The organism is Aeromonas tecta (assembly GCF_000820185.1).
In the GTDB taxonomy this organism is placed as follows: Bacteria; Pseudomonadota; Gammaproteobacteria; order Enterobacterales; family Aeromonadaceae; genus Aeromonas; species Aeromonas tecta.
On record NZ_CDCA01000045.1, the window covers coordinates 45,878 to 67,936 of the forward strand.

The 22,059-nt window shown below is 59.7% G+C and carries 18 protein-coding genes and 1 pseudogene; 12 read left to right on the forward strand and 7 right to left on the reverse strand.

Features of this window, described 5'->3' with window-relative positions:
- Positions 1-98: 98 nt before the first annotated feature.
- The gene (locus BN1137_RS19775; protein ID WP_050720228.1) at positions 99-527 is read right to left on the reverse strand and encodes a GNAT family N-acetyltransferase; all 429 of its coding nucleotides are present in this window, start codon (positions 525-527) and stop codon (positions 99-101) included.
- Positions 528-707: 180 nt separating this feature from the next.
- Here BN1137_RS19775 and rdgC point away from each other — a divergent pair, with 180 nt between their 5' ends.
- The gene (gene rdgC, locus BN1137_RS19780; protein ID WP_050720229.1) at positions 708-1,619 is read left to right on the forward strand and encodes a recombination-associated protein RdgC; all 912 of its coding nucleotides are present in this window, start codon (positions 708-710) and stop codon (positions 1,617-1,619) included.
- An 81-nt stretch (positions 1,620-1,700) separates the two neighbouring features.
- Here the strand turns inward: rdgC and BN1137_RS19785 are convergent, their stop codons facing one another.
- A complete protein-coding gene (locus BN1137_RS19785; protein WP_050720230.1) occupies positions 1,701-2,315 on the reverse strand; it encodes a GDSL-type esterase/lipase family protein in 615 nt (204 codons plus the stop codon).
- Between the two features lie 130 nt (positions 2,316-2,445).
- On the opposite strand from BN1137_RS19785, the gene ggt reads away from it, so the two are divergent.
- Complete coding sequence (ggt, locus tag BN1137_RS19790) at positions 2,446-4,227, forward strand: gamma-glutamyltransferase (RefSeq protein ID WP_050720231.1); 1,782 nt, start codon at positions 2,446-2,448, stop codon at positions 4,225-4,227.
- Between the two features lie 372 nt (positions 4,228-4,599).
- Positions 4,600-6,246 (forward strand): YbaL family putative K(+) efflux transporter, encoded by a 1,647-nt coding sequence (gene ybaL / locus BN1137_RS19795; RefSeq protein ID WP_050720232.1) that lies wholly within the window; start codon positions 4,600-4,602, stop codon positions 6,244-6,246.
- A gap of 195 nt (positions 6,247-6,441) precedes the next feature.
- Here ybaL and BN1137_RS19800 read toward each other — a convergent pair whose 3' ends face one another.
- Together BN1137_RS19800 and BN1137_RS22945 are read right to left on the reverse strand one after the other, a co-directional pair.
- Positions 6,442-7,299: a sigma 54-interacting transcriptional regulator gene (locus BN1137_RS19800; protein ID WP_232306984.1), complete on the reverse strand. Its 858-nt coding sequence runs from the start codon at positions 7,297-7,299 to the stop codon at positions 6,442-6,444.
- Positions 7,300-7,470: 171 nt separating this feature from the next.
- Positions 7,471-7,743: pseudogene (locus BN1137_RS22945) on the reverse strand (VpsR-related response regulator); the annotation flags it as partial.
- A 368-nt stretch (positions 7,744-8,111) separates the two neighbouring features.
- Between BN1137_RS22945 and BN1137_RS19805 the strand changes: the two are divergent.
- From BN1137_RS19805 to BN1137_RS19825, 5 genes are all read left to right on the forward strand, one after another.
- Positions 8,112-8,693 (forward strand): hypothetical protein, encoded by a 582-nt coding sequence (locus tag BN1137_RS19805; RefSeq protein WP_232306982.1) that lies wholly within the window; start codon positions 8,112-8,114, stop codon positions 8,691-8,693.
- Between the two features lie 189 nt (positions 8,694-8,882).
- Entirely contained in the window at positions 8,883-9,872 is a 990-nt protein-coding gene (locus BN1137_RS19810; protein WP_050720234.1) for a hypothetical protein, read from the forward strand.
- A gap of 57 nt (positions 9,873-9,929) precedes the next feature.
- Entirely contained in the window at positions 9,930-10,607 is a 678-nt protein-coding gene (locus BN1137_RS19815; protein ID WP_050720235.1) for a C39 family peptidase, read from the forward strand.
- A 64-nt stretch (positions 10,608-10,671) separates the two neighbouring features.
- On the forward strand, positions 10,672-11,274 hold the full coding sequence (locus BN1137_RS19820; RefSeq protein WP_232306983.1) for a hypothetical protein: 603 nt from the start codon (positions 10,672-10,674) through the stop codon (positions 11,272-11,274).
- Positions 11,275-11,337: 63 nt separating this feature from the next.
- Positions 11,338-12,537 carry a transporter gene (locus BN1137_RS19825; protein ID WP_050720237.1) on the forward strand — a complete coding sequence of 400 codons (1,200 nt, stop codon included), beginning with the start codon at positions 11,338-11,340 and terminating at the stop codon, positions 12,535-12,537.
- A gap of 265 nt (positions 12,538-12,802) precedes the next feature.
- On the opposite strand, the gene BN1137_RS19830 is transcribed toward BN1137_RS19825, so the two are convergent.
- Positions 12,803-14,080: an NAD(P)/FAD-dependent oxidoreductase gene (locus BN1137_RS19830; protein ID WP_050720238.1), complete on the reverse strand. Its 1,278-nt coding sequence runs from the start codon at positions 14,078-14,080 to the stop codon at positions 12,803-12,805.
- A 33-nt stretch (positions 14,081-14,113) separates the two neighbouring features.
- Positions 14,114-14,725, reverse strand: a complete 612-nt coding sequence (gene puuR, locus BN1137_RS19835) for an HTH-type transcriptional regulator PuuR (protein ID WP_050720239.1) — start codon at positions 14,723-14,725, stop codon at positions 14,114-14,116.
- Between the two features lie 320 nt (positions 14,726-15,045).
- Here puuR and BN1137_RS19840 point away from each other — a divergent pair, with 320 nt between their 5' ends.
- From BN1137_RS19840 to BN1137_RS19855, 4 genes are all read left to right on the forward strand, one after another.
- Positions 15,046-16,515, forward strand: coding sequence for an NAD-dependent succinate-semialdehyde dehydrogenase (locus tag BN1137_RS19840; protein ID WP_050720240.1), 1,470 nt, complete (start codon positions 15,046-15,048; stop codon positions 16,513-16,515).
- Positions 16,516-16,747: 232 nt separating this feature from the next.
- A complete protein-coding gene (gabT, locus tag BN1137_RS19845) occupies positions 16,748-18,046 on the forward strand; it encodes a 4-aminobutyrate--2-oxoglutarate transaminase (protein ID WP_050720241.1) in 1,299 nt (432 codons plus the stop codon).
- Positions 18,047-18,240: 194 nt separating this feature from the next.
- The gene (locus BN1137_RS19850) at positions 18,241-19,620 is read left to right on the forward strand and encodes an APC family permease (RefSeq protein WP_050720242.1); all 1,380 of its coding nucleotides are present in this window, start codon (positions 18,241-18,243) and stop codon (positions 19,618-19,620) included.
- Positions 19,621-20,055: 435 nt separating this feature from the next.
- Positions 20,056-21,366 (forward strand): APC family permease, encoded by a 1,311-nt coding sequence (locus tag BN1137_RS19855; protein WP_157433868.1) that lies wholly within the window; start codon positions 20,056-20,058, stop codon positions 21,364-21,366.
- Between the two features lie 90 nt (positions 21,367-21,456).
- Here the strand turns inward: BN1137_RS19855 and BN1137_RS19860 are convergent, their stop codons facing one another.
- A complete protein-coding gene (locus BN1137_RS19860) occupies positions 21,457-21,906 on the reverse strand; it encodes a hypothetical protein (RefSeq protein WP_050720244.1) in 450 nt (149 codons plus the stop codon).
- Positions 21,907-22,059 lie beyond the last annotated feature (153 nt).

Consider the following 22,059-nt stretch of genomic DNA (forward strand, 5'->3'; position numbering starts at 1 on the left):
ACGGCTCAAATAGAGGAGTGGTGCCAGCGGCACCCAATGCAGACAAGATGCGGATAGCGCCGCTTTTTTTCAAGTAAAACAGGCCGCTGGCGTCAGATTCAGACGGCTGGGAAAGACATCCGATACTGAGGGTGGCCGGTCAGCGGATCGGATTGTTCCCCCTCTATGGCAAAGCCATGGCGACGATAGAAACGTACCGCAGGCTCATTTTCCACAAATACCCGGGTGTGCAATCCACCCCCCTGCAGCTTCGCCTCCTGCAGCAAGGCATGGCCGACCCCACGCCCTTGCCGGTCCGGGCGCACGAACAGCGCCGCCAGGAAATCGTCCACCAGCGCCATGAAGCCGAGCAGCTCGCCGCGCTCCTCGAACACCCAGATACGGGCATGATCGAGGTAACGGGTACGCAGCTCCTCCTGGGCCTGCCACCAGCAAGAAGCATCAACAAAATCATGAGCCTGCAAAGAGGCCAGCAGCCAGATCTCGACTATCTCTTCCATATCTTCTGGCCGACTCGCTCTCAACATTTCCCTATCCTTGTTAACAAACTCAATACAGCCAGTCTAGGGGAATCAGATGACAGAATGGGGAGGAAGCGGGACTCCTTGTGAAGTCGATCGCCCTTTATTTAGCAAGAATGATTGGCTGATCACAAAGCGCCTCTCTAGTACAATGCCCGCCGGACAATCTATGAGACCGAGGACGCCATGTGGTTTAAAAACCTGCAGATTTATCGCTTTACCCGCCCCTTCGAATTGACCGTTGAGCAGCTGGAAACCCAGCTCGAGGCCTGCGCCTTCACCCCTTGCGGTAGCCAGGACATCTCCCGGTTTGGTTGGGTCAAGCCCCTCGGCAAATTCGGCTCCACCCTGACTCACAGCGCCTCCGGCCACATCCTGCTCTGCGCCCGCAAGGAAGAGAAGATGCTGCCAGGCACTGTGGTCAAAGATATGCTGGCGGAGAAGGTAGAAGCGATCGAATTCGAGCAGGGCCGCGCCCTCAAGAAGAAGGAGAAGGAGGCGCTGAAGGAGGAGATCATGCACACCCTGCTGCCCCGCGCCTTCAGTCGTACCAGCCAGACCTTCGCCTGGATCAATCCAGCCGACAACCTGATGGTGGTGGATGCAGGCTCCGCCAAGAAGGCGGACGATCTGCTGGCGCTGCTGCGCAAGTCCATCGGCTCCCTGCCGGTGGTGCCGGTGGCGCTCAAGAACCCGCCCGAGATCACCATGACCGAGTGGCTCAACGAGGGCAACCTGCCGGCCAGCTTCACCCTGGAAGACGAGGCCGAGCTGCGCAGTGCCATGGAGCACGGCGGCATCATCCGCTGCAAGCAGCAGGATCTGATGAGCGACGAGATCAAGAACCACCTGGCCAATGACAAGCTGGTGACCAAGCTGGCGCTGAACTGGGGCGAGACCCTGAGCTTCGTGCTGGGGGATGATCTCTCCATCAAGCGCCTCAAGTTCAGCGAAGAGCTGCGCGAGCAGAACGACGATGTGACCAGCGAAGATCCGGCCGCCCGTCTGGACGCCGACTTCGCCCTGGTGACCGCCGAGCTGGCCCAGTTCATCCCGGCGCTGTTTGCCGTGCTGGGTGGCGAAGAGCAGTCCATCTAAGCCGTCATTAAAAAGCAGTCGTTAACGTTAAAAAACCGCCTGATGGCGGTTTTTTGTTTTGCTGACTATGTTCAGCCCGGTTCAGAGTGCGCCACGCTCTTGCAGCAGCCGATGAAGTCGCTCGGCCAGGGCGCGATAGCCTTGCTCGTTGAAATGTACCCCATCGGACTTGAGCGCCGGGCTTCGCAGCAGCTCGCCGATGCTGTCGTTATCCAGCACCAGCTGGTACTGATCCGCCAACTCCCCGTAGAGAGGGGCCCCATCCGCAAACAGGGACTTACGAGGCACCGCCACCAGCAACAGCTGGGCGCCGCTGCCCTGAACCTCCTCTATCATGGCAGCCAGATTGGCCTTGAGTGCGCCCTCCCCGCTGCCGCGCAAGATGTCATTGCCCCCTTCCAGCAGGATGACCAGCGCGGGTCTGTGCTCGGCCAGCAGCGCCGGCAAACGAGCCTTGCCCGCCTCGCTCTGCTCTCCCGAGATCCCGGCGTTGATGACGGGATGACCGCTCAGGCTGGCCAATACGCTGGGATAGCTCTGGGCCAGACTGACCCCGCGCCCCTCGGTCAGGCTGTCGCCAAAGGCCAAGATGGTCGCCCCCGCCCCCAGGGGCTTGAGGCTCGGCTCACCGCAGGCGGCCAGCAGCAGGCAGCAGGCAGCAGGCAGCACAGTCCCATCACCACATGTCTCATCCATCCTCCCCGAACCCGGTCGATCTCCATCATTGATAGATTTGTAACCATATGAGTAGAAAGACAATCTTTCAATTGAGCCTCAATTGTGACAGATTTCTGTGATTGCACAATAAATCGACAAGGAGTCTGTCATGTCCCTCAAACCCCTGAGCCTGTTGGTCGCCGTTGGCCTGCTGGCTGGCTGCACGTCCCAGAGCGGCTTTCATTATGTGCCCCCGCCCCAGACCCTGATCGCCCCAGAGGCAGCCAGCGGCTGGGCGGACAAGCAAGGCTGGCAAGGCCGCGACTTCATGGTGGCGGCGGCCAATCCGCTGGCGGTGGATGCGGGTTATCAAATCATCAAGGCCGGTGGCAGCGCGGTGGATGCCGCCATCGCGGTCCAGCTGGTGCTGACCCTGGTGGAGCCACAATCCTCCGGGATCGGCGGCGGCTCCCTGCTGCTGGTCTGGGATGGCAGCAAGGTGAGCGCGGTGGATGGCCGGGAGACGGCACCGGCAGCGGCCACGGATCAGCTGTTTATGAAGGATGGAAAGCCCATGGCCTTCTACGATGGGGTGGTGGGCGGCCGCTCGGTCGGCGCTCCAGGCACGGTGCGCGCCTTGGCGCTGGCCCATCAGCGCTATGGCAAGCTGCCCTGGGCCAGTCTGTTTGAACCTGCCATCACCCTGGCCGAGCAGGGCTTCATCATCAGCCCACGTCTCGCCACCCTGCTGGCCAAGGATCCCTATCTTGCCAAAGACCCCGAGGCCCGCGCCTACTTCTATCTGCCGGATGGCAGCCCCAGAGTCGCCGGCAGCAAGCTCACCAACCCGGCGCTGGCCGGGGTGCTGAAAACCCTGGCTCGGGAAGGCGCCGATGCCTTCTATCAGGGACCGCTGGCCGAGGCCATGGTAGCCAAGGTGCGCCAGCATCCCACCAATCCCGGCGTGCTGGCGGCCGCCGATCTCGCCAGCTATCGCGCCAAGCTGCGAGACGGTCTCTGCTTTGACTATCGCCAGAGCGAGATCTGCGGCTTCCCGACCCCCTCTTCCGGCACCATAGCGCTCGGCCAGATCTTCGGCATGCTGGAGCGCCACGACATGGCGGCCCTCAAACCGGTGCAGGCCCCAGACGGTACGCTTGCTGCCTCGAGCGATGCCATCCATCTCTACAGCGAGGCGGCGCGACTGGCCTTCGCCGATCGCAACCAATACGTGGCCGATGGCGACTTCGTCAACGTGCCGGTGACTGGCCTGCTCGACAAAGGCTACCTTGCCGAGCGCAACCAGCTGATCGGTAACCGCTCCATGGGTATCGCCAAAGCGGGCACGCCGCCCAAGGCGTTGGCCATGGGCCGAGACACCACCCCTGAGCTGCCCTCCACCAGCCATGTCTCCATCGTCGACAAGGCTGGCATGGCGGTCTCCATGACCAGCTCCATCGAGGATGGCTTCGGTTCAAGGCTGATGGTCAACGGCTATCTGCTCAACAACCAGCTCACCGATTTCTCCTTTACCTCGCTGGACGCCGCCGGCCTGCCGGTGGCGAACCGGGTCGAGCCCGGCAAGCGACCGCGCTCCTCCATGTCACCCCTGCTGGTGTTTGACAAGCGAAGCGGCACTCTCGAGATGAGCCTCGGCTCCCCCGGCGGCTCGGCCATCATCAACTACGTGGGCAAGGCACTGCTCGGTACTCAGGATTGGGGCTTGAACCTGCAGCAGGCGATCAACCTGCCAAACTTCGGCAGCCGCAATGGCCCCACCGAACTGGAGCAGGGGCGCACACCCCAGAGCGTGGTCGAGGGGCTCAAGGCCAGAGGGCACGAGGTACTGCTAAATGAACAGACCTCTGGCCTGCAAGGGGTAGAGCGCAATGCCAACGGCTGGTTTGGTGCCGCCGATCCAAGACGTGAGGGGATTGCCAGAGGCGAATAAACTGCCTGCGTCACTCTCTCAACAAAGGCGGCCCTGGTGCCGCCTTTGTCATGCCGGGGTGAGGAGACTGCAGTATGCTGAAAACTCATCGCGGATTGATTAGATCTGCCAAAAAATGCACACAAGCATACACTCCTCTCCTTAATACTATGGTTTATGCGCACTTAATCTCAAATAAAGCATCAAACATGGATAAATGTTGCTCTGGTTATAAAAATGCATTATTTTTCAATAGAAACGGCAACTGTTGTCCCCAAGATATTGTGCTTGCTACGGCCAACACTGTCTCTTTCGCCCCCTGCTCATTGACAGCTGCCCTCTTCGCCTCCGGTGATCTGGTAGCCCCTTGACTGCCATTAGCGAGGTGACGATATGGACCATTCACTCCCCCTGATCACGACTCTGGTAGGCGGCTTCGTGCTGGCTTACCTGTTTGGCATGCTGGCCCAGCGCTTGCGGATCTCCCCCATGGTGGGTTATCTGGCCGCTGGTGTAGTGTGTGGTCCCTTCACTCCTGGCTATGTCGCCGACCTGCAGCTGGCACCCGAGCTCGCGGAGATCGGCGTCATCCTGCTGATGTTCGGCGTTGGCCTGCACTTCTCCCTCAAAGATCTGTTGTCCGTCAAACACATCGCCATCCCGGGCGCCATCGTGCAGATAGCCCTGGCGACCCTGCTCGGGCTCGGACTCTCCCAACTGCTCGACTGGAGTATCACCGCCGGGGTGGTGTTCGGACTGGCCCTCTCGACCGCCAGCACAGTGGTGCTGCTACGGGCACTGGAGAGCCGGGGCCAGGTTGATACCAAGGAGGGGCGCATCGCCATCGGCTGGCTGATCGTCGAGGATCTGGTGATGGTGCTGGCGCTGGTATTGCTGCCCATTCTGGCCAATCTACAACAGGGAGATGAGACCCTGACCCTGGCACACGTGCTGTGGGATCTCGGCTTCACCCTGGCCAAGGTGGCCGCCTTCATCGCCTTGATGGCCATCGGTGGTCGCCGCCTCATTCCCTGGCTGCTGGCCCGCACTGCGGCTACCGGTTCCCGCGAGCTATTTACCCTGGCGGTGCTCTCCTGTTCATTGGGTATCGCCTTTGGCGCGGTCAAGCTATTCGGGGTTTCCTTCGCCCTCGGCGCCTTCTTTGCTGGAGTGGTGATGAACGGCTCGCACCTGAGCCACAAGGCAGCCAACGACACCCTGCCCCTGCAAGACGCCTTCGCCGTGCTCTTCTTCGTGTCGGTGGGCATGTTGTTCGACCCCACCATCTTGCTGCGCGAACCCTTGGCGGTGCTGGCAACCATCTTCGTCATCGTCATCGGCAAGTCGGTCGCCGCCTTCGTCATCGTCCGGCTGTTCGGCCACAGTCAGCGCACTGCACTCACCATCTCCGCCAGCCTGGCTCAGGTAGGCGAGTTCTCTTTCATCCTGATGGGGCTTGGGGTCATGCTCGGCCTGGTGCCGAACGTGGCGCGCGATCTGGTGCTGGTCGGCGCCTGTTTCTCCATCATGCTCAACCCGCTGGTGTTCAATCAGGCGGAGCGCTGGTTGCGGCGCTACCCGGAAGCGGAAGGGGCTCCCATCCTCTGCCCCCTGCTGGGACATGTCGTGGTGGTCGGGGCAGGCTCTGTCGGCTGTCATGTGATCAGACGCCTGCACGAGCAGGGGCAAGATATCGTGGTCATTGATACGGATGAGAGCCGACTTGAACCCTGGCGTGCGCAGGGGATCACCTGCCTGGCGGGCCACCCGATACAGGGCGATCTGCTCGATGTGGCCTTGCCCGATGCCAGTTGGTTGCTGATCACGCTGGATGACAGCCTGCTCGCTGGCGAAATCGCAGCGACGGCTCGTGAACGGGGGGCATTGCTGCAGATTGCGGCCTGTGGCCAACAACCCGAAGAGGTGCATCATCTGTTGGGGCGTGGCGTTCAGCACGTGGTTCAAAGCCAAGAAGAGGCGGCGCGTCGCCTGTGCCAGCTGGTGACACATACCACTCCTGTGGAGCCAGACCCGGCATAAGGCTGCAACTTTCGTACTTCCTCTGCGGGTCAGTCCATCAGGATGGACAGTCCAAAGCAGGATTCAACAATGGAATACGAGCCCGGGTCACTACCCGGGCTCGTTTGTTTCGACACTATTCGCTCCGAGATGAGGGCCCTCATTGCTGACGGTACTGGCAATATCATGCTGGCCATGCCAAGACATAAGCCTCACTCACAAGAGATCGTGTTTATCCAGCAAGCGGTAGAGGGTCGCCCGGGAGATGGCAAGCTGGCGGGCCACCTCCTCCAGTTGATCCGGAAAACGGGCAAGGGTCTGCAATAAAGCCTGACGCTCAGCCGCCTCCCGCACTGCCTTGAGCGATCCATCCAACAGCAGTGAGTCCATATTGGTCAGCTCCATGTCCTGAGCCTCGATAAAGGAGCCAGAACACATCACAGCCGCTCTTTGTACCCGGTTGCGCAACTCCCTTACATTGCCTGGCCAGCCGTAGGACTGCATGGCCTGACGGGCCTTGTGGGTGAAGCTGAGCACACGGCCCCCCCGCACCTCGGCCAGGATATCGTCCGCCAGCAGCTGGATGTCTTCGACTCGCTCGCGCAAGGCCGGGGTACGCAGTCGCACCACGTTGAGTCGATAGTAGAGGTCCATGCGAAAACCACCATTTGCCACTGCCTGTTCGACATCGATATTGGTGGCAGCAATGACTCTTACATCGACATTGCGAGACAGATGACTCCCCACGGCCTCGATGCTCTGCTCTTGCAGGAACCGCAGCAGGGTCGCCTGATCCTCCAATGGCAGCTCACCAATCTCGTCGAGGAACAAGGTGCCCCCGTCCGCCGCCTCGATCTTGCCTATCTTGCGGCTCTGGGCCCCGGTAAAGGCGCCTTTCACATGCCCGAACAATTCAGACTGGATCAACTGATGGGACATGGCACCACAATTGACGGCCACAAAGGGGCTCTCTTCCCCAAAGGTGCTGTAGTGCAACTCTCTGGCCACCAGCTCCTTGCCCGTTCCGCTAGGCCCTGTCACCAGCACGGGTAGCCGGCAATGCTGCAGACGCATGATCTGCTCACGCAGCTGGCGGATTGGAGTGCTCTCACCCTGGATAAAGCGCAGCTGCGCCGCCATTTTGGGGCGATGCCGCCGGATAAGCTGGGCCATACCCAAGGCATGTCCAAGGCTATGGGACAGTCGATCCGGATCGAGTGGAAAAGTATGGAAATCGTGGAAGCAGGCGGCGAGCAGATTACGCAATGCTTCACTGGCGAGGCAATCACGCTGGATCAAGCCAATCCACAGACTATTGGCATGCTGCGCAATCAAGGCATGCAATGCTTCATGCTGTTCAGATCCGATGGCCACCAGCACCAGGGGATAATCCTGCTCCTGCAATTTTTTCTCGGCCGCAGCCAAGGAATTTGCCTGCTCAATTCGCCACTCGCCTTCAACCAGCAGACTTTCCAGCACGACACATGAGTTGATGAGTAACAATGCCGTTTCTGCCATATGGAAACCTCCTTGTTATGCCTTCGAGACGATGGAACCCGGCCACGACTCGTTGAGGTTCATGCTTCCATTTAGAGAGAAGATATCTGTTATCAAATGACGCCCTTTCAAGCCCACCAGACGATGATAACTATAAACCATCTCGCATATAGACTAATGGCACCACAATAGTGAGAACGTAAATTTAACGGTGAGAACGAATAAAAGCATTGATAAACAGTAGGTTAATGATTTGACAAAAAGTTCGTCTCAAGAAAGAGACTTAAAGACAAACAAATCAATATAAAAACACAATTAAATCAATGCATTACCGTTTGGCACGTTCGTTGCTCTCTCTAAATAGCTCTCGCAGCTTATGGAGAAAGAGCATGAAAATTTATATTGCAATGGCAGTTTGTTCCCTTTCGGTATTTATGCATCAAGCACGTGCAGAGAACCGGGTTGATCTCGCATCACAGGCGTTGAGCAATATCCGGGGAAGTATGGGTGTCAATATGGTTTCGGGTAATAACAACCAACAAGGCAACCTCTCTGCCATCGCCATATCTGGCCCGGCCGTTATTCAATTTAGTCAGCAAAATCAATCCACTACTCATCTTAGTGGTAGCCAGAGCGTTGCCATTCTCGGATCGGCCCTCAGTAATAACCAGGGGCTCATCGGTATCAATCAGGGGGCTGGTGAAGCCAACCAACAACTCAATGCCTTTGCCTTGTCACTGGATGACAACAGCGGCATGGGAGTCGTGACAGATATCAATCTCAGCACCAGCGTCGCAAAGACCCCTTCGGGCAAGGCCCCCACGGCCACGACTACCAGCATCTATCTGGATGACAACGCCTTGACCGGCAGCAAAGGGGTCATCCAGGTGAACCAAGTCACGGGACAGGGAAACCAAGCAGTCAACATGGTTTCCCTGCCTCTGGCAGGCGCAGTAACGGCATCACCATGATGCCGCAGGGATCGGAAGCAGAGTCCGGAGGTGTTGGGTTAGCCAATGGGCAAATCTTCCACAGAAAATTCAATGGAGAGACTCATTATGCGTGGACTTATTTATAGCTCATTAGCAGTCGCGGTCATCATGGCAATGTCGGGCACCGCATCAGCCAATAATCGTGACAGAGATGAGACAGGGGCAACCTTGACCAAGAAGGTCAAGGCAGAAGTCGATGTGGAGTATGAAGGCAGGGTCAATGTCGGTGGCTACATCAATGTCAACAAGCTTGGCATGGCGGTAGTGGACAACCAGCAATCCAGCACCATGATCGGCACTTCCAACACCCGAACCGACAACACAAGCAAAATTGACGGTTCTTTCAAAGATGCATCCGGTAACGTCGGCGCCAACGTAGCGGCCGGTGATTCCAACGTCCAAGGCAACAGCGCGGCCCTTGCCGCTTACGACCAGGTCGATTCCGACGCTGAATTTGTCATGGGCCGGGGTCAGCAACACGGAACCCCTGGTGGATCTTCGGATGCCGAGATCTTCTCCGACCAAAGCGCCAGCCACAACATGACCAGCAACCAAGGCCATCAGAACAAGGCTAGTATTGGTGACGGGGCCTTCGATGGGGCTGCGGGTAACATCGGCGTCAACGTGGTGTCCGGCTCGGGTAACGTGCAGGCCAACAACATGGCGGCCTCCGTCTCCACCGGCAACATGGCGGTCGCTACCGTGGCCAACAGCCAAAGCGTCTCCCATAATTACACCGAGAACAAGAGCCTGAGCGCCACCAAGACGGTCGACTACAACCCCATCTTCCTCAAGCTCAAGGCTAGTGGTGAGTATGAGGGGACCAGCAAGCAGTCCAACAACGTCTATCCGGAAATCTGGAAAAATGGCGACCACCCGGATGGCGGCGACATGTGGGGTCATATCGACTATGACAATCAAGGTAAAAATGACGGCAAGTTCGAGTTCAAGGAAGAGGGGGATATCAAGCTCAGTGGTTATGCCACCGGCTATATTCCTGTGGTCAACACCTACACCAGTCGTGAGACCTTCAATCACGCCACCATCGATGGCGGCTCCTTCAATGGTGCCGTCGGCAATATCGGGGTGAACGTGGCTTCTGGTAGCAACAACCTGCAAGCGAACAACCTCTCGCTGGCAGCTGGATTCGCCAAGTAATCCACACAGGGGGCCTTTATGGCCCCCTTTTTTTTCCAAGGATGAGGAGACAGACAGATGCGCTGGCTACTGCTGTTGCTATTTTGCCCAATGGCTTGGAGTGCCACTCTGCCCATGGGAGAACATCTCTCGGGATTAGGGGATCTCAACAAGCCGGTACAGAGCCTTCTGGAGCGAAAATACGCCAATATCGAGCGTCAGCATACTGATTTCAGCTGTGGGGCCGCCGCGGTGGCGACCATACTGCGCTACGCCTATGGCCAGACAACCAACGAGCGTTGGGTCATGGACGGGATGATGGCCATGGCCGATCCGGCACAGGTCAAACGTTACGGTTTTTCCATGCTCGACATGAAGCAATATGTGCAGATGCTCGGCATGCGAGCCAGAGGCTACCGCTTGGGTGATGAGAAACTTCGCCAAGTGAGAGTCCCCACCATAGTACTGCTCAACATTCGTGGGTATCAGCACTTTGCCGTGCTGCGAGCCATCGATAAACACGATCGTGTCTATTTGGCGGACCCCGCCTTGGGCAATCGCATCATCACATTCAAAGAGTTCAAGAAGAGCTGGAACGGGATCCTGCTGGCCGTGATCGGTTCAGGCTACCGCCCGGATGCTCCCCTTGCCAACCCCTCTCCACCATTGTCGGTCAGAGGGAAAGATGGGCTTTTTGCCCCTATCAACGAAACATCCCTGCTGGAATTTGGTTTCCAGCACAGAGAGCTAATGTGAGGTCATCATGAATACCCGACCCGCCATCTGCCTCATCTGCAGCCTGGGTGGAATTGCTTGCCCATTGCTGGCAGCCCAGGATCCACTGGCACTCCTGTCAGACCAGTTTGCCCCGGAAATGGCTGATGGAGAGCTGGCCAATCTGCGTGGCCGCTACGTCAGTCCCCAGGGGATCAGCTATTTCGGTATCGAGTTCATTTCAACCCTGGCCACAGCCCAGGCCCAGCAAACTGCGGCCATGAATCTGGCGCTGAGCGTGGTACAAAACCAGCCCAAACTGGACATTCGCATCCAGGATGAGGTGAAAAGCACAGTAGCGTCCCTCCAGAGCGCCGCCATTCAAGGCTCAGGCCTGGTGCAGGTCGTGCAATTGGAGGGAAGTGGCAATAGCTCGGTTAACCAGGCAGGCGTCGTCTTGACACCACCGGCCATGGCAGGACAAAGCGTAGTACCCGGCAATTATGAGAGCCAAGGAAGCCTAGGCACCGCCAGCTATCGGGTTTCAGGCAATTATGCTGGGCTGCAGCTAAACTCGTCCGATGGACGCGTCCAATTGGAACAGAGTCTGAGAGGAGCCGACTTCAGCCGAGGTCTGCTACAACTCAATCGAGTCAGGGGAGATGGTTTTCAGACCCTGAATCAGACCAGGATCTGGTTCTCTCATTGAGCCAGAGCCACCCAGTGGGGTGACGCACAATAGAAGGATAATAAACAACAAGGACGTGATTCGATGAAACAGTCTACCATGCTGTTGATTGCGTTAGCCCCCCTCAGCTGCTGGGGTGCAACCGCCGAGGAAGAAGCGCTACAACAACAGCTGGATCAATTACGTCAGCAATTGATCCAGCAAAATCAGGCCCTCCATCAGCTGCAGGCTAAATTGGAGGCCGTCAAAGCCGCTGGTGCGACGACTGCCACAGCGGCGACAGCGGGAGCCGCTGCTGCCGCAACCACCAAGTCAGATCCGGCTCGCCGCGCCCCCGAAGTGGGCCGCAGTACGGAAGACTTGATGCTCGAGCAGCACAACGTGTTCGACCGCGCCCTAACCCTCGATTTCGGCCTCTCCTATCAACACTACAATCGCAAGGATCTTGCCCTGCGTGGCTTCTTGGCGCTGGATGCCATCTTCCTTGGTGAAATCAATCTCGACCGGATCCGATCCGACCAGTGGACCGCAGACTTGGTCACTCGCTATACCCTCAATGACCGCTGGCAACTGGAACTCGCCCTTCCCTACATGTATCGCAGTACCAACTACCAGAGCACCGGCAAAGAGAACTCCAGCCGCGAATTTGAAGAGCAGAGTGTCAGCGATGGCGGGATCGGCGATATGAGCCTTGCCGTCTACTACAGGGTCATGGCCGAAACCGAAGACTGGCCGGATCTGGTGTGGAATGTGCGAGCCAAGGCACCTACCGGAAAAGATCCCTACGGCATAGAGATAGATACATCCGACTCCGGCAATCTCATGACGCCCAAAGAACTCGCCACCGGCAACGGGCTCTGGCAATTGTCGACCGGCTTCTCACTGGTCAAGACCATGGATCCCGCCATCCTGTTCGCCAACCTCAACTATGGCCATAGCCTCAAGCAGGACTTTGACGATATCTCCTATCAACCGGGGGATCAGCCCGGCAGCATCCAGCTCGGTGACTGGTATGAGTACGGCCTGGGGGTCGCATTTGCACTAAACGAGCGCTTCAGCCTCTCCTTCAACATCAACCAGCGCATCACGCTCGAATCCGAGCAGGGGTCAGAAGGCTTTGACATGGAGAAGGTCACCGGCTCGGATGCCAACGCAGCCAGCTTCGGCATGGGATCGACCTGGGCTGTCACCGACAACCTTTCCATGGCCGTCAACTGGTCGGCGGGTCTCACCACGGATGCGCCGGACTACAACATAGGGATACGTTTCCCCTATCGCTTCTAATGGATGAACAGCATGGCTGCCATGCCTTCAGGGGGAATCGTAGTCTCCCCACCATGACGTAGACTGGGCATTCAAGAGTACATAACATAGAGAGGGAGGCATCATGCCTCCCTCTCTATTGTTTCAACCCTTCACTGCAAAAGCAGATTGTCGACTCCATACCGCAGGCCTTTTCCGCCCTCTTTATGCGACATATTTAACTGTATTTATAGTTAAATCCATTACAAATAGCTGCATATCATCGCCCACATATCACCTTTAAGCCTTACACCCCCAATCTATCCCGCAGGGTGTACCAGGTCGCGCCGGCCATGGTGAAGGGGATGCGGAACAAGCGGCCACCCGGGAAGGGGTAGTGAGGCAGCTTGGCAAAGGCGTCGAATCGCTCGGCCTGGCCACTCAACACCTCGGCCAGCAACTTGCCCGCCAGGTGGGTACAGGTCACCCCGTGACCGCTGTAGCCCTGCATGTAGTAGATGTTGTGGCCAATGCGGCCAAACTGCGGCAAACGCGACAAGGTCAGCAAGAAGTTACCGGTCCAGGTGTACTCCACCTTGACGTCCTTCAACTGGGGGAAGGTCTGCAGCATCTTGGGGATGATCAGCCGCTCGATATCTGCCGGATCCCGCGCTCCATAGACCACGCCGCCGCCATAGATCAGGCGGTGATCGCCGGTGGTACGGTAGTAATCGAGCAGGTAGTTGCTATCTTCCAGACAGTAATTCTGTGGCAGCAGTGAGCGAGCCCGCTCCTCCCCCAATACCTCGGTCGCGATCACCTGAGTGCCGCAGGGCATGCTCTTGGACGCGAGTTCGGGCACCAGGTTACCGAGGTAGGCGTTACCGGCCACCACCACGAAGCGCGCCTTCACCGCCCCCTTGGCGGTCTTGACCAATGCGGGCTGGCCCGGCGTGATGCTGGTGACGGCGGATTGCTCGAAGATCTGGCCGCCCTGCATGCGCACGGCTTCGGCCTCCCCCAGCGCCAGGTTGAGGGGATGAATATGACCACCCCGCTTGTCGAGCAGGCCACCGACGTAGCGATCGCTCGCTACTACTTCGCGGATCCCGTCAGCATCGAGCAACGTCAGATCCTCGTTGCCCCACTTCTGCCAACGTGCCTGCTGCGCCTTGAGCTCATGCAACTGACGCTCGGTCTCGGCGGCAAAGACCCCGCCCTGCTGCAGATCGCACTGGATGTTGTAGCGCTTGATGCGCTCGCGGATGATGTCGCCCCCCTCAAACAGCATGGAGCCGAGCAGCCTGGCCTGATCCGGCGGGCAGTTCGCTTCGATGGTGTCGATGTCGCGGCTGTAGGAGTTGACTATCTGACCACCGTTGCGGCCGCTGGCGCCAAAGCCGACCCTGGCCGCCTCCAGTACCACCACAGAGTAGCCTTTCTCCACCAGATGCAGGGCGCTGGAGAGGCCGGTATAACCCGCCCCTATGATGCACACATCACACTCCAGCTGCTCAGTCAGGGTCGGATAGGGCGCATGTTTATTGGCGCTGGCTGCGTAGTAACTGTTTACATGTTCGGTCATGATCCTTGTTTCCTTACCGGTTCTTTTCCAACACTAGAAGTTGGCCGGGGTATGGGCGCTGACGATGCGACAGGTCTCCCCCGACGGATTACTGAAACTGTGGGGCTCGCCAGTGTCTATCACATAGCTGTCCCCGGCGCTGAGCTGGTAGGTTTGTCCAGCCAGGGTCAGCAACACCGATCCTTCCAACACGGTGCCGACCTCCTCCCCCAGATGCTTGACCTGACCCCCGGTGTCCGTGCCGGGGGAATAGGTCTCCAGCATGAAGCCGAGCTGGCGCCGGTTGTTGCCGTTGTGCACCAGCTTCATGGAGACCCCCTGGCTGCCCAGCTCGATGAGTTGGTCGGACTTGATCACCACGGTCGGCGCCCGCGCCTCCTCTTCGGCGAAGAAGCGTGACAGCGGCAGCTCATAAACGCTCAGCAGCTTTTGCAAGGAGGCCACCGACGGGCTCACCTTGTTCTGCTCTATCATGCAGATGGCGCCATGGGTCAGCCCGCTCAGCTCGGCCACTCGCCGCTGGGAGAGCCCAAGCCGGCGCCGGGTAATGGCGAGGCGCTCTCCCATGCTTTTATCTATCCCTTTGTCAGCCAACGGGTTATCCGTCATGGCCTGCCACTGGGCCTCTCCTTGTGGTTGCAGCATCACTCACCTCCTTGTGTGCCTGCGTGAGTGCTCGTTCAAGTCCTGCGAGCCATCTGGTTAAAATAGCGGACCAATTCCACCCTGGTGTTCGTTATCCTGCACAGCCACAACTGTTCATTATTTTGCACACCCAGGACGGTAAAAACCGATAGAATTGCCCTGACAGCACCATTTCTAGCATGCAGCACCCCATTTACTCAAATATATTTAACACTTGAAAAACATTTCGGCTCAATTTATGGTCGTCATGTGCTTATTATTCTATACGGTGGCACCGCGAAATGAGTTGGCCACCCAGACCCACAATCGAGGCTCCTGCTATGTCAGCATCACAACCCGTTCAGGCTCACGCCTTGCTCAAGTCCCTTGCCTATATAGATGGTCGCTGGTGCGAGGCGCATGACGGGCGCCAGTTCGCGGTACAGAATCCCGCCACCGGTCAGGTCATCGTCCAGGTGCCCGACATGAACGAGGTCGACACGAGGCGCGCCATCGACGCGGCCCATGCCGCTCAACCGGCCTGGGCCGCCCTCACCGCCAAGGAGCGCAGCCACAAGCTCTCTGCCTGGTTCGAGCTCATCATGGCCAATCAGGACGAGCTCGCCCGCATCATGACCCAGGAGCAGGGCAAGCCACTCGCCGAAGCCAAGGGCGAAGTGGCCTACGGCGCCAGCTTCATCCAGTGGTTCGCCGAGGAAGGCAAGCGTGCCTATGGCCGCACCATCCCGGGTTTCTCAGGCGACAGGCGTCTGGCCACCATCAAGCAGCCGGTGGGTGTGGTCGCGGCCATCACCCCCTGGAACTTCCCCATCGCCATGATCACCCGCAAGGCGGGCCCGGCGCTAGCGGCCGGTTGCACCATCGTCATCAAGCCCGCCGCCGAGACGCCGCTCTGCGCATTGGCACTGGCGGTGCTGGCCGAAGCCGCCGGCATCCCTGCCGGGGTCATCAACATCGTCACCTCCCATCAGGCGGCGACGGTGGGCAACGAGCTGTGCAGCAACCCCAAGGTGCGCAAGCTCTCCTTTACCGGCTCCACCCGCATCGGCAAGCAGTTGATGCGCCAGTGTGCCGACACCATGAAGCGGCTGTCGCTGGAGCTCGGTGGCAACGCCCCCTTCATCGTGTTTGACGACGCGGATCTCGATGCCGCCGTGGTAGGCGCCTTGGCCTCCAAGTACCGCAACGCGGGCCAGACCTGCGTCTGCGCCAACCGCATCCTGGTGCAATCCAGCGTCTACGACGCCTTCGCCGATAAACTGGCCGCCGCCGTGCGCGCCTTCAAGGTCGGCGATGGCCTCGGCGAAGGCGTGCAGATTGGCCCCCTCATCAACCCGGCCGCCGCCGACAAGGTGGCGAGCCTGGTCAAGCAGGCCGAGGCCGCCGGCGCCAAGGTGCTGGTGGGTGGCGAGCCCCATCCCGCCGGTCCGCTGTTCTACAGCCCGACCATCCTGACCGGGGTCACCAAGGGCAACCCCATCCTGGACGAAGAGATCTTCGGGCCGGTCGCGCCTCTGGTACGTTTTGAGACCGAGGCCGAGGCCATCGCGCTGGCCAACGACACCCCCTATGGGCTGGCCGCCTACTTCTATGGCCGCGACATCGCCAGGGTATGGCGGGTGGCCGAGCAGCTGGAATACGGCATGGTGGGCATCAACGAGGGGATCATCTCCACCGAATTGGCGCCCTTTGGCGGCATCAAGGAGTCCGGCCTTGGCCGGGAAGGGGCGGCCGAGGGACTGGAGGAGTATCTCGAGACCAAATATCTCTGCTTTGGCGGCATTCGCTGAGGCTGATGGCAGGCAGAGGCATCTGAATAAAAGATGCCTCTCATGCCAATCCATCGCTTTTACAGATAGATATTGGGGCGCACCGACCGCCGCACAGGGCCAGAACAGCCCCCTAACGCGCCGCCAGCGCCCCAAAACCGATATGTCGCTCCGCTAACTGATGGCAAGCGACGTCAATTGATAGCCAGATGGCACAGGATTATCCGGGGCAACGGCCCCTCAGGGAGGAAAGATGAGTCAGTCAGAACAGCATTCAAACCAGGCGTGGCAAGCCCGCCGTGAAGCGGCCGTGGTACAGGGCGTCGGTACCCTGCTGCCGGTCTTTATCGAGCGGGCAAAAAACGCCGAACTGTGGGACGTGGAAGGCAATCGCTACATCGATTTCGCCTCCGGCATCGCGGTGCTCAACACCGGCCACAACCATCCCAAGGTGCTCGCCGCGGTGCGCGAGCAGCTCGAAAAGTTCAGCCACACCTGCTTCCAGGTCACCCCTTACTCCGGCTACATCGAGCTGGCGGAGAAGCTCAACGCCCTGGTGCCGGGACCGACCCCCAAGCGCACCCTGTTCCTCTCCACCGGCGCCGAGGCGGTGGAAAACGCCATCAAGATAGCCCGCGCCCACACCGGTCGCAGCGGCACCATCGCCTTCAAGGGCGGCTTCCACGGTCGCACCATGATGGGCATGGCGCTCACCGGCAAGGTCGTCCCCTACAAGACCGGCTTCGGTCCCTTCCCGGGGGAGGTCTATCACCTGCCCTTCCCAGCCGACTACCTGGGCGTGAGCGAGGCCGAGGCCCTGGCGGCGCTGGATCTCTGCTTCAGCTCGGACATCGAGCCGGCCCGGGTCGCCGCCATCATCTTGGAGCCTGTGCAGGGTGAGGGTGGCTTCTATGTCGCCAGCCCAAGCTTCATGCAGGCCCTGCGCAAGATCTGTGACCAGCACGGCATCGTGCTCATCTGCGACGAGATCCAGACCGGATTCTGTCGCACCGGCAAGACCTTCGCCACCGAGTACAGCGGCGTCGAGCCGGACATCATGACCCTGGCGAAAAGCCTGGCGGGCGGCTTCCCATTGTCTGCCGTGGTGGGCAAGAGCGAGATCATGAACGCCGCCAAACCCGGTGGCCTCGGCGGCACCTATGCCGGCTCCCCCATCGCCTGCGCCGCCGCCCTGGCGGTGCTGGAGGTGATCGAGGAGGAGAAGCTCAACCAGCAGGCCTTGCGCCAGGGTGAGCAGATCAAGGCGCGGCTGCATCAGCTGGCGGAGCGCTTCGACTGCATCGGCGACATCCGCGGCCCCGGCGCCATGGTAGCCATGGAGTTGGTCAAGGGGCGCGATGCCAGCCAACCCGCCCCGGATCTCACCAAGCGGCTGGTGGCCGAGGCCGGCAAGCGCGGCCTGGTGCTGCTGGCCTGCGGCGTGCGTGCCAACGTGATCCGCTTCCTCGCCCCCCTCACCGCCGCCCCGGCGTTGATCGACGAGGGACTCGACTTACTGGAGCAAGCATTGAGCGCCGCCAGTCAGGGCTAGTGTCCGGGTTTTCCTGCCCGTACGAAGGATATCGTCAGATAACTGCAGGCCGTCCATCGCGGATGGCCTGCAGATACGGTATCATTTCGCCCCCAAAAAATGATGACAGGAGCACTTGGCTCCCTTTGTGAGCGGTCACCCTGTCATGGAGCCCTTCAGGGCTCTTTACCACTGCATTCTAGGAGACTGGCCCTATGGCCCCACGCCCTGCGCGACTGAAACAAACCCTGACCCTCTGGCAAGTGGTCGTGATGGGCTTGGCCTACATGACCCCCATGGTGGTGTTCGATACCTTCGGCATCGTCACCGACATCACTCAGGGTCACGTCACCACCGCCTACCTGCTGGCGTTGGTCGGGGTACTGTTTACCGCCTCCAGCTACAGCAAGATGGTGCGTCACTACCCGATCGCGGGCTCGGCCTACACCTATGCCCAACGGGAGTTTTCCCCGGTGGTGGGCTTTTTGGTGGGCTGGTCGTCGCTGCTCGACTACATCTTCCTGCCGATGATCAACATGCTGCTCGCCAAGATCTATCTGAGCGCCCTCTTCCCCGGCGTCGAGCCCTGGATCTTCATCCTCGGCATGACGGTGCTGATGACGGCCATCAACCTGCGCGGCATCGATCTGGTGGCCAACCTCAATGGCATCATCATCTTCATCCAGATAGCCATCATGCTGGTCTTCCTCGGCCTGCTCGCCCATGGCATCTATCAGGGGGAAGGGCTCGGCACCGTCAGCCTGCAGCCCATCTACAGCAGCGGCACCGAACTGCTGCCACTGCTGACCGGCGCCACCATCCTCTGCTTCTCCTTCCTCGGTTTCGACAGCCTGAGTGCGCTGTCCGAGGAGACACCGGAGGCGGGCAAGGTGATCCCCAAGGCCATCTTCCTGACCGCCTTGCTGGGGGGCCTCATCTTCGTGGTGGTGGCCTACGCCCTGCAGCTCTACTTCCCGGATGCCTCGCGCTTCCAGGCGCCGGATGCGGTGCTGCCGGAGATCGCCCTCTATGTCGGCGGCAAACTGTTCCAAAGCGTGGTGCTGGTGTGCGCCTGCGTGGCCGTGCTGGCCTCCGGGCTCTCCTCCCACGCCGGCGTCTCCCGCATCCTCTACGTGATGGGGCGCGACAAGGTACTGCCGCAGCGCACCTTCGGCTATATCCATCCCAAATGGCGGACCCCGGTGTTCAACATCCTGCTGGTCGGTTTGCTGGCCTTGTCGGCCGTCAGTTTCGATCTGGAAATCGCCCTCGCGCTGATCAACTTCGGCGCCCTGGTCGCCTTCACCGTGGTCAATCTGTCGGTGATCTCCTGCTACTACGTGCGCCAGGGCCGCAACAAAACCTGGCAGGATCGGCTGCAATACCTGGTGCTGCCTTTGTGCGGCGCCGGGACTGTCGCCGTCTTGTGGCTCAACCTGGAGCAGACCTCCCTCATCCTGGGCATGGTCTGGGCTGCCATCGGCGCGCTTTACCTGTTTTTGCGCACCACCGTCTGGCGGGTTTCGCTGCCGGCCACCCCGGCGGCAGGCCTTGCCAGCAGCGGGCTGACCTCCATTGCGTCGACACCGGAATAGCGGCCATTTATTGATGTAAACCCGGTCATTGATCATTCTCTTGCCGGGAATGCCGATCCTGGCTTGTCATCCCCCCCCATCTGGGGCAAAATGCGCGCCGATTTGAATAGCCGATGTGATCCTCACATCGGTTATTTTTCATTTTGAAAACAAATGTCTACTTCGAGGCCGGAACACTTCCGGAAATGATATCTAGGTTCAGATGGACCTAATGCCGCAATGAGGAAAAACATGGGGCTCTTATTGGCTTTGTCTCCGGTTGTCACCGGAACCTGCTTTGGTCGTCACTCGACCAACGTCTGTGGTCTGCATACCGATGCGATGCGTATGCGTGAAACCAGTCCCATGGCCTCAAGCCATTCAACTTCCTGCAGCGCACGTAAGGAGGAAGCCTGAGTGAGCCAGCAACCCGTTCGTCTGAAAAAAACCCTCAGCATGTGGCAAGTGGTGGTCATGGGCCTGGCCTATCTGACCCCCATGGCCGTGTTCGACACCTTCGCCATCGTCGGTGACATCACCGACGGCCGCGTCGCCACCGCCTACCTGCTGGCGCTGGGCGGCATCCTGCTGACCGCGTTCAGCTATGGCCATCTGGTGCGCCGCTTCCCCTCCGCGGGCTCCGCCTACACCTATGCCCAGAAGGTGTTCAACCCCTACGTCGGTTTCATGGTCGGCTGGTCATCCCTGCTCGACTACATGTTCATGCCGATGATCAACATCCTGTTGGCCAAGATCTACCTGACCGCCATGTTCCCCGGGGTCGATCCCTGGATCTTCATCTTCGGCCTGGTGACGGTGATGACCTTCCTGAACCTGCGCGGCATCAACCTGGTCGCCAACTTCAACGGCTTCATCGTGGTGATCCAGATTGCCATCATCACCCTCTTCATCGGCCTGATGGGCTGGGGCATCTATCACGGTGAGGGTGCCGGCACCCTGATGAGCAGCCGCCCGTTCCATGTGGAATCTGCCAGCATGCTGCCGCTGTTTACCGGCGCCACCATTCTCTGCTTCTCCTTCCTCGGCTTCGACGGTCTGAGCTCGCTCTCCGAAGAGACTCCCAACGCCGGCAAGGTGATCCCGCGCGCCATCGTGCTGACCGCCCTCATCGGCGGCGTCATCTTCGTGGTGGTCTCCTACTGCCTGCAGCTCTACTTCCCGGACTTGGCCCGCTTCAAGGAGCCCGATGCGGTGCTGCCCGAGATCGCCCTCTACGTCGGCGGCGCCTTCTTCCAGAGCGTGGTGCTGGTGTGCACCACGGTGGCGGTGCTGGCCTCCGGCATGGCGGCCCACGCCGGGGTGTCGCGCATCCTCTACGTGATGGGACGGGATCGCATGATCCCGGAGCGGGTGTTTGGCTACATCCACCCGAAATACCGCACTCCCGCCATCAACGTACTGATGGTGGGCGCCTTGGCCCTCTCCGCCGTGTCGTTCGACTTGGACATGGCGCTGGCGCTGGTGAACTTCGGCGCCCTGGTCGCCTTCACCTTCGTCAATCTGTCGGTCATCGGTCAGTTCTGGGTGCGCGAGAAGCGCAACAAGAGCCTCAAGGATCACCTGTTGTTCCTGGTGTTGCCGCTGCTAGGCGCCGCCACTATCGGCGCGCTCTGGATCAACCTGGAGCAGAGCTCCCTCGAACTTGGCCTCATCTGGGCGGGGATCGGGGTGACCTATCTGTTCCTGCGCCTCGCGGTATTCCGCATCCCCTTCCGTCAGTACGAGGAAGCGGCCGACGGCCAGTAAACATCCGTCATGATGCAAAGAGGGGAGCCCGTGGCTCCCCTTTTTCATTTGCGTCGCTGATGGCGCCGCACACACCGCTGACGGTGCAAATCAGTATGCACCGCTCCTGCGCAGTACGGCCCGGCCCGCCGCCTGAGCGGGATCGTTCACCGCATTCTCGACCCGCTGCTTGCTGTTGCGCGCCTTGTTGTAGGCCTCGTCCACCCCGGTGGCCTGAGCCGCCTTACGCTTGGCGTAGTCGGCGGGATCGTCCACCGCGTTCTCGACTCGCTGCTGGGTGTTCTTCGCCTTGTTGTAGGCCTCGTCCACGCCGGTGGCCTGGGCCGCCTTGCGCTTGGCGTAACCGGCGGGATCGTTGACCGCATTGTCTACCCGCTGCTTGGCGCTCGCCGCCGAGCAACGGCTGTTAACGCCGGTGGTGCTGTTGACGGCGGAGCCGATGGCCACCTGTTCGGCGCTGCAACCGGAGGAGAGGATATCGGCATGGGACGGGAGGGCGATCAGGGTCAGGGGAAAGAGCAGGAGGGACCAAGGCTTCATGACAGACTCACAATTGCGAATAAATGACCGCGCAGTTTACCTCCTGAGGCAGCGGGATGTTACCGGACCGGCCGCCGTTTCGCGCGCCCTCCGTCAGTTTCTAACGCATCCATCCGCTACATCAGTTCAACTCACTACCAATCAAATATTAAT